The organism is Aquimarina megaterium XH134 (assembly GCF_000520975.1).
In the GTDB taxonomy this organism is placed as follows: domain Bacteria; phylum Bacteroidota; class Bacteroidia; order Flavobacteriales; family Flavobacteriaceae; genus Aquimarina; species Aquimarina megaterium.
Map to the genome: position 1 here is coordinate 151,377 of NZ_JACB01000031.1, position 12,759 is coordinate 164,135.

The 12,759-nt window shown below is 31.5% G+C and carries 13 protein-coding genes; all 13 read left to right on the forward strand.

All coding sequences use genetic code 11. The features are described from left to right. The first annotated feature begins 11 nt into the window (after nucleotides 1–11). The 13 genes from Z053_RS0116170 to Z053_RS0116230 all read left to right on the forward strand — a co-directional run bounded on the left by Z053_RS0116170 (nucleotide 12) and on the right by Z053_RS0116230 (nucleotide 12,644). Entirely contained in the window at nucleotides 12–1,133 is a 1,122-nt protein-coding gene (locus Z053_RS0116170) for an imelysin family protein (RefSeq protein ID WP_025666033.1), read from the forward strand. Nucleotides 1,134–1,151: 18 nt separating this feature from the next. Beyond that, nucleotides 1,152–2,513 (forward strand): HTTM domain-containing protein, encoded by a 1,362-nt coding sequence (locus Z053_RS0116175; RefSeq protein ID WP_025666034.1) that lies wholly within the window; start codon nucleotides 1,152–1,154, stop codon nucleotides 2,511–2,513. Further along, nucleotides 2,494–4,968 carry a TonB-dependent receptor domain-containing protein gene (locus tag Z053_RS0116180; RefSeq protein ID WP_025666035.1) on the forward strand — a complete coding sequence of 825 codons (2,475 nt, stop codon included), beginning with the start codon at nucleotides 2,494–2,496 and terminating at the stop codon, nucleotides 4,966–4,968. The genes Z053_RS0116175 and Z053_RS0116180 overlap by 20 nt, the downstream gene beginning before the upstream one ends. 46 nt (nucleotides 4,969–5,014) lie before the next feature. Continuing rightward, on the forward strand, nucleotides 5,015–5,527 hold the full coding sequence (locus Z053_RS0116185; protein ID WP_025666036.1) for a PAS domain-containing protein: 513 nt from the start codon (nucleotides 5,015–5,017) through the stop codon (nucleotides 5,525–5,527). A gap of 193 nt (nucleotides 5,528–5,720) precedes the next feature. Continuing rightward, nucleotides 5,721–6,224, forward strand: a complete 504-nt coding sequence (locus Z053_RS0116190; RefSeq protein ID WP_025666037.1) for a ferritin — start codon at nucleotides 5,721–5,723, stop codon at nucleotides 6,222–6,224. 547 nt (nucleotides 6,225–6,771) lie between these two features. Continuing rightward, nucleotides 6,772–7,212 carry a thioredoxin family protein gene (locus tag Z053_RS0116195; protein WP_025666038.1) on the forward strand — a complete coding sequence of 147 codons (441 nt, stop codon included), beginning with the start codon at nucleotides 6,772–6,774 and terminating at the stop codon, nucleotides 7,210–7,212. A gap of 4 nt (nucleotides 7,213–7,216) precedes the next feature. Next, a complete protein-coding gene (locus Z053_RS0116200; protein WP_407637491.1) occupies nucleotides 7,217–8,197 on the forward strand; it encodes an FAD:protein FMN transferase in 981 nt (326 codons plus the stop codon). 25 nt (nucleotides 8,198–8,222) lie between these two features. Beyond that, a complete protein-coding gene (locus Z053_RS0116205) occupies nucleotides 8,223–8,435 on the forward strand; it encodes a DUF4266 domain-containing protein (RefSeq protein WP_025666040.1) in 213 nt (70 codons plus the stop codon). Between the two features lie 66 nt (nucleotides 8,436–8,501). Next, a complete protein-coding gene (locus tag Z053_RS28755) occupies nucleotides 8,502–9,749 on the forward strand; it encodes a DUF3570 domain-containing protein (protein WP_035096303.1) in 1,248 nt (415 codons plus the stop codon). A gap of 134 nt (nucleotides 9,750–9,883) precedes the next feature. Beyond that, nucleotides 9,884–10,729: a bifunctional helix-turn-helix domain-containing protein/methylated-DNA--[protein]-cysteine S-methyltransferase gene (locus Z053_RS0116215; RefSeq protein ID WP_196909622.1), complete on the forward strand. Its 846-nt coding sequence runs from the start codon at nucleotides 9,884–9,886 to the stop codon at nucleotides 10,727–10,729. A 112-nt stretch (nucleotides 10,730–10,841) separates the two neighbouring features. Then, entirely contained in the window at nucleotides 10,842–11,321 is a 480-nt protein-coding gene (locus tag Z053_RS0116220) for a DUF1203 domain-containing protein (RefSeq protein WP_025666042.1), read from the forward strand. Between the two features lie 412 nt (nucleotides 11,322–11,733). Next, nucleotides 11,734–12,120 carry a hypothetical protein gene (locus Z053_RS0116225; RefSeq protein WP_025666043.1) on the forward strand — a complete coding sequence of 129 codons (387 nt, stop codon included), beginning with the start codon at nucleotides 11,734–11,736 and terminating at the stop codon, nucleotides 12,118–12,120. Nucleotides 12,121–12,260: 140 nt separating this feature from the next. Beyond that, nucleotides 12,261–12,644, forward strand: a complete 384-nt coding sequence (locus Z053_RS0116230; protein WP_035096305.1) for a hypothetical protein — start codon at nucleotides 12,261–12,263, stop codon at nucleotides 12,642–12,644. Nucleotides 12,645–12,759: the final 115 nt, after the last annotated feature.

Genomic DNA, 12,759 nt, shown 5'->3' on the forward strand with positions numbered 1-12,759 from the left:
ATAAAAATAAGATGAAGAAATCATTATTTTTAGTTTTGGTTGCGCTATTTTTTATAGCGGGCTGCTCATCGAGTGATGATTCGAATGATACAGGCGGTATTACAGATAATTTTGACCGAAAAGCATTATTAACTAATATAGCAGATAATATAGTTATACCTTCATATGAAAGTTTTTCTACCGATATATCTGCTTTAAAAACCGCAACCTCTACTTTTATAACTACAACCGATGCTGCAAATCTTGTTGTGCTAAGGAATGCTTGGATAAAGGCATATACTTCATGGCAATCGGTTAGTATGTTTGAAATAGGAAAAGCAGAAGAACTTTCGCTACGAAATTTTATGAATGTATACCCTGTTACTGTAGCCGAAATAGAAACTAATATTACTTCTGGGACTTATGATTTTACTTCGGTAACAAAACAGGATGAACAAGGATTTGGAGCGTTAGATTATCTTTTGAACGGATTATCAGGTACCGATACAGGAATCGTAGAGTTTTATACTACCAATGCTAATGCTGCCGGTTATAAAAAGTATTTGTCTGATTTAGTAAACCGTATGAGTGATCTTACCGACCAGGTTTTAAACGATTGGAAAGGAAGTTATAGAGGCACTTTTATAAGTAATAGTGGATCTTCGGCTACAAGCTCGTTAGATAAGTTGACTAATGATTTTATTTTTCATTATGAAAAACATTTACGTGCAGCAAAAATAGGAATACCTGCAGGTGTATTCTCAGGTTCTCCATTAGATACTACTGTTGAAGCTTTTTATAAAGGAGATATATCTAAGGCACTTTTTGATGCTAATCTTAATACATTACAAGATTTCTTTAACGGAAAACATTTTGGTAGCACGACTACAGGAGAAAGTTTAAAAACATATTTAGATTTCTTAAATACGATTAAAAATGGTGAAGATTTAAGTACGCTTATCAATAACCAATTTAATACCGCAAGAACAAAAGCATCAAGTCTGGATGATAATTTCTCATCCCAGGTTCGTACCAACAATAGTTTAATGACACAAACCTATGATGAATTACAGAAAAATGTAGTTTTTCTTAAGGTAGATATGCTTTCTGCAATGTCTATACGTGTAGATTTTGTAGATGCCGATGGAGATTAAATTTGCATATATTGTTAGATGACTTTTAAACTTAACGAATATCTGAAAAAAACAACGGAGGCTGCACCACTTGCAGTCTTTCGTATTTTTTTTGGAGTAATGATGCTAATTAGTATTATTCGTTTTTGGAGCTACGGATGGATCGATAAACTATACATTCAGCCTAAGTTTTTTTTCTCATATTATGGTTTCGAATGGATAAAACCTATAGGAATCTACACCTACATTATTTTTGCCATATGCGGAATTTCTACAATTTTTATAGCGCTTGGTTTCAAATATAGGATTGCAATAGTTACTTTTTTTATCAGTTTTACTTACATAGAATTGATGGATAAGACAACATATCTTAATCATTACTATTTTATAAGTCTACTTAGTTTTGTAATGATTTTTTTACCTGCAAATCGGTATTATGCATTAGATGCAAAACTGAAAAGAATTTCTTATCAATTAATTCCTAACTGGACAATTGATGTTATCAAATTACTTTTAGGGATTGTGTATTTTTATGCCGGTTTGGCAAAACTTAATTCTGATTGGCTGGTAAAAGCAATGCCTCTTAAAATATGGTTACCTTCTAAATACAGTGTGCCTCTTTTGGGAGATTTAATGCAAAAAGAATGGATGCATTATCTATTTAGCTATTCGGGTGCGATTTATGATCTTACGATTCCACTATTATTATTATATAGAAAAACGAGACCTTTTGCTTTTATTCTGGTTGTTATCTTTCATGTTTTAACCCGAGTTCTCTTTCCTATAGGAATGTTCCCTTATATCATGATTGTAAGCACATTGATATTTTTTGATGCTAATCTCCATCATAAAATATTAGGTTTTATTTCCAAAGTATTTAAAATAAACAAACGACAATTTGATACCAATACAGCATTACAATTTTTTCCTAAGAAAAATAAAGTTCTTTTAACCTCTATAACTATATTCTTTGCGATTCAATTACTTCTACCGTTTAGATATATGTTATACCCGGGAGAGTTATTTTGGACAGAAGAAGGATTTCGGTTTTCGTGGAGAGTAATGTTGATGGAAAAAGCGGGCTATGCTAATTTTAAAATTGTTGATAGTATAACAAAAAAGCGATTTTATGTTGATAATGATGATTTTCTTACCGCTTTTCAACAAAAACAAATGGCATCGCAACCTGATTTTATATTACAATATGCTCATTATCTAAAAAAACATTTTGAAAGTCAAGGGCATCAAAACATACAAGTATTTGTTGAGAGCTATGTAGCACTTAATGGTAGATTAAGTACACAATATATAGATCCAACAGTAGATTTGGGAAAACAAAAAGAATCATTTAAACATAAAAATTGGATTATTCCATTTAAGGATGAAATTAAGGGATTATAGTATATTTTTTGGAACATTATTAACAATAAGCTCAGTTTTTGGGCAATATCAATTTAAGGGCACAGTAACAAATCTGGATAATCAACCCATTGCAAATGCCGAAGTATATAACAGAACCAACGGTCAGCAGACCATTACAAATACCGATGGTCAATTTAAATTTGCAGACTTACCACAAGGAGAGTATCTGATTACTATTTTTAGTTTTGATTTTGAAATTCTGGAACAACACATAAAGATTGAAGGAGATGAATCAAAAGATTTTGTATTAAAACCCCTTGGAGAAGAACTTTCAGAAGTTTTGATCATACAACGAAAGGAAAAGATTTTTGGGCTTAAACAACTTAGACCTGTAGAAGGAACTGCAATTTTTGCAGGTAAAAAAAGCGAAGTGGTTTTAGTAGATCAGACCGTTGGTAATTTAGCTTCAAATAATTCTAGACAGATTTATGCTCAGGTGGTTGGATTAAATATATACGAAAACAGTGATGCAGGGCTTCAGCTTAATATTGGAGGTAGGGGATTAGATCCAAACCGATCTGCTAATTTTAACATAAAACAGAATGGTTACGATATAAGTGCCGATGTTTTAGGATACCCCGAGAGCTATTATACTCCTCCTGCAGAAGCTTTGAGTGAAATACAAGTTGTTCGTGGAGCTGCATCATTACAATATGGAACTCAGTTTGGAGGACTTATCAATTTTAAAATGAAGCAACCCAATCCTAATAAAAAAATAGAACTTATATCCAGGCAATCATTAGGATCATTTAATTTGTTTACGAGTTTTAATAGCATTAGTGGTACTTTAGGTAAGTTTAGTTATTACACTTATTTTAATTATAAAAAAGGTGATGGTTATAGACCAAATTCAGAATTTGATTCTAAAAACTTTTATGCAAATATCGGATATGCTTTTACCGATAAAACAAAACTAACTTTTGAAACCACATATCTTGATTATTTGGCACAACAACCAGGAGGGCTAACCGATACTCAATTCGATGAAAACCCAGAATTTAGCAATCGAACCAGGAATTGGTTTGGTGTAAATTGGAAATTATTCTCACTAAAATTAGAACATAAATTCTCTGATAAGACTGACTTTAGTTTAAATCTTTTTGGTCTTGATGCTTCTCGAAAAGCAGTAGGTTTTAGAGGAAATCCTTTTGTGCTAAATTCAAACCCAATCACAGATGTAGATGAAACAGATGCTAATGGTAATTATGCTTTTCCGCGTGATTTGATTGTAGGTAACTTTAGAAACTGGGGTGCAGAGGCTAGATTATTAAGTAGATACAATTTGTTTGGTAAGGAATCAGTTTTTTTAATAGGCTCAAAATATTACCAGGCTAATAATGACTCTAGACAAGGCCCGGGAAGTATAGGAACTAATGCAAGCTTTGACTTTGCCACACAAGCATTTCCAGATTACCCAAACCAATCTGATTTTGATTTTCCAAACCTGAATGTAGCAATATTTGGAGAGAATATTTTTAATATTTCTGATAGCTTTTCAGTAACTCCTGGTTTTAGATTTGAATATATTAAAACTGAAAGCGAAGGAAGTTATAACCAGGTTAATTTTGATCTGGCAGGAAACCCTATATCTAATACGGCCTTAGTAGATAACAGAACTCTGGATCGCTCATTTTTACTTTTTGGTATTGGAGCCAGTTATAAGCCAAATACTCATTTAGAAGCATATGCCAATTTATCTCAGAATTATAGATCGGTTACTTTTAGTGATATTCGAGTAGTAAGCCCAACTTTTATAATTGATCCCGATATTTCTGATGAAGAAGGTTTTACTGCCGATTTTGGCGTTAGAGGAAAGATAGGAGGAAATAAACTGTCTTATGATATTGGAGGTTTTGGATTACTATACGATGATCGAATTGGGATCGTATTAGACGACAGAGCAAATAGAGTTAGGAAGAATATAGGAAAAGCACTTATTTATGGGGTAGAGACTTTTATGGATTGGAATATTCTTAATACATTTTATACAGGAAACTCAGATTTCAGATTTAATTGGTTTGTTAATGCATCTTTTACAGAATCAGAATATATAGAGTCTGAAGAAGCAGGGGTAAAGGGTAAAAAAGTCGAATTTATACCTGCAATGAATTTAAAAACCGGATTAAAGTTTGGTTACAAAAACTTTCTTGCTAATACACAATTCACGTATTTGTCAGAACAGTTTACAGATGTAACTAATGCTACTATAGCACCTTCTGGAGATAGTCGTAATGGTATTATTGGCGAAATTCCATCATACCACATCCTTGATTTTTCAATTTCTTATCGGTATAGGAAATTTAAACTGGAAACAGGGGTGAATAATGTTTTAGATACTCGTTATTTTACCAGAAGAGCGACCGGTTATCCTGGGCCAGGGATTATACCCTCCGAGCCTTTAACCTGGTATACAACTTTACAGTTTAAATGGTAAGCACTAGAATAACTTAGGTGTGGTAATGTATTAAAATGAAATTGTAATGAATGAATTTTTTGAATACGATAGTATGGTGGCGAAGTACTACCAGAAAACACCTAATCGGGTATTGCCATTAGTTTCATGGGAATTTTATGGAGAACATCTTTCAGCATTAGAAAGCTTTAAAGAAGATCTTAATATGTTAAAGAAAATTACCAAAAATTGGAATTTTACAACAGACTATTACCAAGAATTTATTCAAGAACAATCGGTTATTGTTATCACGAATCCCAATCTTAAAATAGTATACGCTTCACAAAATATTGAAAAACTAAGTGGATATTTACCTAATGAGGTTATAGGCAATTCGCCAAAAATATTTCAGGGTGAAGATACATGTACCAAGACATCTGCAAAAATAAGAACTGCTATAGATAGTGAGACTCCTTTTGAAGTATCGATTGTAAACTATAAAAAGGATAAAACCCCATATTTATGTCAAATTAAAGGATTTCCGGTTTGGGATAAACACGGTAAATTGGTTAATTATATTGCTTTTGAGAAAGCAGCATAATTTTTAAGTAGGCAATGATATTTATTTCTTTCCTACTAATGATTTATAATAATGTTGACAAAGCATCTTTAAGTAGTGCTATAAAAATATGAGATGATGTACAGGATTACATCGCATAAAACAACTTATTACTACACTTTAAAAAGTAATAAATTACGTACTTTAGTTATTTAGTTAAATATAATATCAAAACATGATAAAAGAAATAGAACAACTATTAAATGATCAAATAAAATATGAAGCAAAAGCTTCTGCTCAATATCTTTCGATGGCTTGTTGGGCGGATACTCGTGGATATAACGGTATTGCAGATTTTTTTTATACGCAATCAGAAGAGGAACGAGTACATATGACCAAGCTGGTTAAATTTATTAATGAACGAAGTGGTAATGCTGTTATTCCTGCAGTAGACAAACCTAGGGATGATTTTAAATCGTTGATGGAGCTTTTTGAAACGTTCTTGGAAAGCGAAGAATTTGTTACAGGAAAAATTAATAATGTTATATATGAGTGCCTGCAACATAAAGATTATAATGTACATAATTTTATGCAATGGTATGTAGCAGAACAGCTAGAAGAAGAGGCAACAGCACGAACATTGTTAGATAAACTTAAAATTATTGGTGACGATAAGTCTGGTCATTATTTATTTGATAGAGATATTAACACTTTTCAAGTAGCAGAGGAGCCTAAATGATTGTTAATAAGTTAATAAAGATAAAATAGAGATTCCTTTTTTTGGAATCTTTTTTTTATATTTTTGTACTTTATTTAGATTCAATAAAAATTATATCAGTGCAAAGTTCAGGTACTCCATCATTATATTCTCCTTGTCCGGCTGTCAATTGTGAAATAGCCTGTGGAGGGAAAAAGAAAAAATGTTGTAAAAAATATAAAAAGAAAGGAAAATCTAATTGCAAAAGATGTCCTAAGCTTTAGTTTATAAGGCTTTATAATATATTTTGGATGTTAATTCATTCTCGAAAAACGGAAATACCCACAGGTGTTTCCGTTTTTTTGTAAAAAAATGACTAATCAATGTAGGGTATTTTTTTATATAACTGTATTATAAATAGAGGCCGAATTAAAGGTTGTAGTAAATAAGAGTAAGTATATAGTCTTGTTCGGTATAAAAATTGTTCTTTTAATAATTATTTAGACTTAGTACGTATTATGACCTTCAAACGAATTTTAAGTACTAATTAACAATTTGAATAGTTACTATAAAGTAGATTTACATTCATATGAAAAAGATTATTGTAGTTGTATTTCTGATATTTTCAGGAATTAATTGGGTAAGTGCTCAAGAGTGGCTAACCAATTTTGAAGAAGCAAAAAGAATTGCGCAGGAAAATGATAAAAATATAATTTTAGTGTTTGCTGGTTCAGATTGGTGTGCACCATGTATTAAATTAGAGAAACAGATTTTGCATACAGAGGAATTTCAGGGATATGCCAAAAAACATTACGTATTATTAAAAGCTGATTTCCCACGTAAGAAAAAAAACCAATTACCCGAAGCTTTACAGCATCAGAATAATGCATTGGCAGAGAAATATAATAAAAGTGGAGGTTTTCCATTAGTTGTTGTTTTAGATAAAAATGGTAAAAAAATGGGAGCGATTGGTTATAAAAAAGTAACACCAAATGCATACTTAGAAATGCTAAGTACAATGATTAAATAATATTTTGAGATTTTTCTTTACCCTTTTATTCCTGGCTACAATAAGTAGTAGTTTTTCACAACAAATATATAAACGTACCCTAAAACTAATGGGAAGTCGTTTTGATATTACCGTTGTCGAAAAAGACAAAACAACAGCTAATCAATACATAGATATTGCTGTCGAAGAAATTGAGAGAATCGAAAAATTGATTTCTTCGTGGGATAAAAACTCTCAAACTTCTTTAATTAATAACAATGCAGGGGTTAATCCGGTGAAAGTTGATACAGAACTTTTCGACCTAATATTTAGAGCTATTCAGATTTCTAAATTAACAGATGGCGCATTTGATATTAGTTATGCATCTATGGATCGAATTTGGAAATTTGATAATAGCATGAAAGAAATGCCCTCTGAAGAAGAAATTAAAACATCAGTAGCAAGAGTAGGGTACAAGTATATTGTTTTAGATAAAAAGAAATCTACAGTATTTCTAACCCAAAAGGGGATGAAGATAGGGTTTGGAGCTATTGGCAAAGGATATGCAGCAGATAAGGCCAAAAACCTCTTAATAAGTAAAGGAGTACATGCAGGAATCATAAATGCTTCTGGAGATATGAATACCTGGGGGAAACAACCAGATGGAAGCGAGTGGAAAGTTGCAATTACCAATCCTTTGAATAAAAATAATGCATTTGCACTATTACCAGTAGTAGAAAAAGCAGTAGTGACTTCTGGTAATTATGAAAAATACGTAATTTTAGATGGTAAACGGTATTCTCATATTATTGATCCCAGAACAGGATACCCATCTACTGGTATTGTAAGCGCTACAGTTTTTGCTCCAAAAGCTGAGTTGGCAGATGCATTGGCAACTTCTGTTTTTGTGATGGGAATTGAAACGGGATTAAATAGAATCAATCAATTAAAAGGGATTGAATGTATTATAATTGATGACCAGGGAAATATTCATACCTCTGATCATATTAAGATAGATAATAAATAACAATAATTCTTATAAAACGTACTTTATGAATAAGTTGATACCAATACTTTTAGTACTAGTACTTTCTCTTAACTCATGTGTAGCTGTAAAAGAATACGAAAAAGTACAAATTAATGATCCTGATATGGAATTAGCGCTCAAAAAAATTGATCGTTTTGAAACTAATTTTCAGGCATATAGAGAATCTGCTGCTGGAGCAAATGGAGGAAAAACAGGCGGAGGATGTGGTTGTAATTAGGAGATAATATTTCTCTTAAATAAAGAATTGAAAAACATACTAAAAACTTTTATAAAGTAAAGATCTTTGAGAAAAATTCCCTTAATACTAGCATTATTATCTATAGTGATTGTAACTGCACAGGAGCAACAACAGGATGATACAACAACCTACAAAAAGAGAGTATTAGAGTCTGCAGAAGTAGATTTTTTGATGAGTTATTATACTCAGGACGGAGATAACGCTGCGGTTACAGGTGGTGTGGGTACAGAAGAACTCACTGATCTTACTCCAACAATAGTGGTTTCTATCCCACTAAATGATGATGATGTATTAACTATAGATGCAGGAATATCGGCATATTCATCGGCATCTTCTAGTAATGTTAACCCTTTTGATGGCAATGGCGCTGCCAATCCTTTTGTAGCTTCTTCTGGAGCATCAAAAAAAGATGTGTTAACGACAATATCAGGAAGTTATAGTCATAGTAGTGATGATCGAAATAGTGTGTGGTCAGCCAATGTTGCGGTAGCAACCGAGTATGACTATTTTTCTATAGGCTTTGGCGGTAGTTATTCAAGACTTTTTAATGAAAAAAATACAGAATTAAGTGTAAAAGCCAATGTGTTTCTAGATACATGGAAAGCAATATATCCCTCAGAATTAAGAGATCAGCCTACATTTACGAAGTTTGATGATGAATCTCGTAATTCGTATTCTGTAGGATTAGGATTTTCACAAATTTTGTCTAAAAGGTTACAAGGATCTCTTTCATTAGATTTTATTAAACAGGAAGGCCTTTTGTCAACCCCATTTCAGCGAGTACAATTTGCCGATGTGGCCGATGTAATTATTGAAGAATTTACATATGGTGATGATGTAGAAAGATTGCCAGATTCTAGGTTTAAAATAGCTGCAGGAGGAAGATTACATTATTATATTAATGAAATTTTTACAATACGAACATTTTATAGATATTATACAGATGATTGGGGGATTAACTCACATACTGCAAGTATAGAAATACCCATTAAAATCACAGATAAATTTACACTATACCCTTCATATCGTTTTTATACACAAACAAAAGCAGATTATTTTGCACCATTTAATCAACATTTGTCTACACAGCAATTCTATACTTCGGATTATGATTTATCTGGTTTTGATGCAAATCAATATGGATTTGGTATTAGTTATACCGATATTTTTACAAAATTCCATATCTGGAAACTTGGTTTAAAAAGTATTGATCTTCGATTTAGACAATATGAACGAGACTCTGGACTTAGCTCTAGCTTGTTCTCGGGAGGATTTAGTTTTATAATGGACTAAATCAGTTTATTACCATATAATTTTTCTAACCATATAATACTATTATTTTTATCCTGTATTGAAATAAGCAAGTTCTGGGTTTTAATACTACCAAGAGCTATATACTTTTATACTGTTTTTAAAATTATAGTATTATGAAGATAAGTGAGCAAAATCAGTTTCATTACAATCGTATTGCAGAGGCGATAACGTATATTAAACAAAATTTTAAAGATCAACCTAACCTGGATGAGATTGCCGAAAAAGTACACATTAGTCCTTTTCATTTTCAAAGACTCTTTACAGATTGGGTAGGAGTGAGTCCTAAAAAATTTTTGCAGTACACTAGTTTAGAGTACGCAAAAAATATTTTAAAAGATCAGCAAACCACTTTGTTTGATGCGGCATACGAGACCGGACTTTCTGGAACAGGAAGATTACATGATCTTTTTATAAAAATAGAAGGAATGACACCTGGAGAATACAAAAATGGAGGTCAGAACCTGGAGATCAATTATAGTTATGCCGAAAGCCCGTTTGGTAAAATGCTGGTAGCTTCAACCTCAAAAGGTATTTGCCATATGACATTTGCAGATGATGACAATGCATTTACAACATTACAACAACGTTTTCCGAAAGCAAAGTTTACTCAAATCGTAGATAGATCTCAACAAAATGCTCTATTTATCTTTACTAAAGATTGGAGAAAATTAAGTCAAATAAAACTACACCTTAAAGGGACTGATTTTCAATTAAAAGTTTGGGAAACATTACTCAAGATCCCAAAGGGAGGATTAACAACATATGGAACCATAGCCAATCATATTCATAAGCCTAAAGCATCCAGGGCCGTAGGAACTGCTATAGGTAGTAATCCTGTTGCATTTTTAATTCCTTGTCACCGAGTAATCCAATCTACAGGTGATTTAGGACAATACCATTGGGGCAGTACACGCAAAACTGCTATAATTGGCTGGGAAGCTGCAAAAATTAATTCATAACTAAGCAAGATTCGGGTGTTTTACTTTTTGAATTCTTAGCAATTTTGCTATATCAAGGTTATGTAATAAGTTTTTCTGCTACATAATCTAAGCTAAATCATAAAACGAACATATGAAAAAATTTAAGATTGTCCCGTTAACAAAAGAATATGTATCACGAATTAAAGAAACAAAAGTAGATGATTTTAATTATCCTGTTGTTGAACAAATAGCTACAGGTTATGGACCTTGTCGTATTTCTTTAAAAAAATTTGATCCGGGAAAAGATACTCGGCTATTGATTAGCCATAGTCCTTTTGAAATTAAAAATGCATTCAATCAACCAGGCCCTATTTTTGTTCACAAAAAAGAAGTCGAACCCTATAAGAACGATCATCAATTTCCGCCAGAAATCAAAGCAGATAAACAAAATTTTCCTTTATCACTAATTGGGTATAATACAAAACAAAATATGATATTTACAAAATTGGTAGGTGATGATGATGTAGATCTTTTGATTCCAGAAATATTTCATGACCATAATGATATAGCATATTTACATGCCAGAAATGCTGAAGCTGGTTGTTTCATATGTAAAATAGAAAGAGTATAATTTTTTAGAACCTCCTAAAATATTTAGAATAACTTTCATTTTTTTATACATAAAAAGGGAACACTATCCTTATGTGTTCCCTTTTAGCCATTTACGTTAATAGATAAGTTATGGGCGTTTTTATAATAAAACGTTTATACAGCATAATACCCTACCCCTAATTAATTTCCTATAACAGTTCTTAAAGCTTTTAACCAAAAAATGGATAAACAAAATAAGTACAAGATTTTTAAAAACCTTAATATGTAGGAATCCAAATAATAGTAAAATTAAAATGAGAGTCTCGGTAAATTATATTGTTTTACATCAATTGTATTGCATTTATCGTATCTGTAGAAAGATATTTAATAACATAGTATTAGGGATAAAACCAAAAAAAACGTTAAATTTATCCTACCTAAATGCCCAAATTATGCAATCCAAATTAATTCTTACCATCGTTAGTATAGCTATGCTAACATTGAGCAGCTTTAAAAATAGCCCTGAACACCAGAAAAATGATGGTGAAAAAGAAAATATTAGTGTATATCAAGGCGGTCCAAAAGAATTAATAGGAAAATGGGTAATGGATGGTGATCCCAATACTTATATAGAATTGAGATCTGATGGAACCGTTATAGAAAAGTCTTTAGGAGAACCTCTAAAAAGGTATTGGTTATTAAAAGATAGTAAACTTTGCTTAAAAGCGACATCGGTAGAGGGAGGTACAGAAAAGTGTTTAGAATTTGTGCTAAGAAAAGATATGCTGGTGATTACTATGAATGAAATGGAACTCCACTATGCAAGATCTAAAGAATAATATAGTCCTGGTATAAAATTTGTGATTAGGATAAAAGAATTGATAATTTTATCACCTTATTTGAGCATTAAAAAATATCAAAACTATAGATTACCAAAAAAACATTAAATTTATATCCTTATTTTATTAAAAATTAAATTATGAAAAGACCCCAATCTATATCCGTAATTTTTACAACTGTTATATTAGCTGCACTACTAATGAGTTTTAAGGCAAAGCCTGTACAGCAAAATCAGACGTTAAAATTTGAAGAAATTGTAATTGAACAGGTTGCAGGCACAGAATTGATAGGAGAATGGGTTATGAAAGATGATCCCGAAACTTTTATCATATTCAAATCGGATAAAACAGTAGTAGAAAAGTCTAAAACAAAGACAACAGAGAATACATGGTCTGTAAACGCAAAAGATCGTGAAGTGTGTATTAGCAATTCAGGATGTATATATTATGAAGTAACAGAAACTTCTCTTTTTTTATATATAGACAAAAAAAGAGTGTGGTATAATAAATATCAAGAAAAATAAGAAATTGCTCAATATGAGTGTCTTTTTTAAGCAATAATATAGTACAAGATTTTAAAAAAAATAACGAGTATATGAAAATATACTCGTTATTTTTTTTAAATCATTTTGAGGATTA

Bases quoted from the DNA above. Each gene is read 5' to 3' on its own strand.
- Z053_RS0116170 (WP_025666033.1), top strand. From the start codon at position 12: ATGAAGAAATCATTATTTTTAGTTTTGGTTGCGCTATTTTTTATAGCG.
- Z053_RS0116205 (WP_025666040.1), top strand. From the start codon at position 8,223: ATGAATAAGTTGATACCAATACTTTTAGTACTAGTACTTTCTCTTAAC.
- Z053_RS0116230 (WP_035096305.1), top strand. From the start codon at position 12,261: ATGAAAAGACCCCAATCTATATCCGTAATTTTTACAACTGTTATATTA.
- Z053_RS0116225 (WP_025666043.1), top strand. From the start codon at position 11,734: ATGCAATCCAAATTAATTCTTACCATCGTTAGTATAGCTATGCTAACA.
- Z053_RS0116180 (WP_025666035.1), top strand. From the start codon at position 2,494: ATGAAATTAAGGGATTATAGTATATTTTTTGGAACATTATTAACAATA.
- Z053_RS0116175 (WP_025666034.1), top strand. From the start codon at position 1,152: ATGACTTTTAAACTTAACGAATATCTGAAAAAAACAACGGAGGCTGCA.
- Z053_RS0116190 (WP_025666037.1), top strand. From the start codon at position 5,721: ATGATAAAAGAAATAGAACAACTATTAAATGATCAAATAAAATATGAA.
- Z053_RS0116185 (WP_025666036.1), top strand. From the start codon at position 5,015: ATGAATGAATTTTTTGAATACGATAGTATGGTGGCGAAGTACTACCAG.
- Z053_RS0116195 (WP_025666038.1), top strand. From the start codon at position 6,772: ATGAAAAAGATTATTGTAGTTGTATTTCTGATATTTTCAGGAATTAAT.
- Z053_RS0116215 (WP_196909622.1), top strand. From the start codon at position 9,884: ATGAAGATAAGTGAGCAAAATCAGTTTCATTACAATCGTATTGCAGAG.
- Z053_RS0116220 (WP_025666042.1), top strand. From the start codon at position 10,842: ATGAAAAAATTTAAGATTGTCCCGTTAACAAAAGAATATGTATCACGA.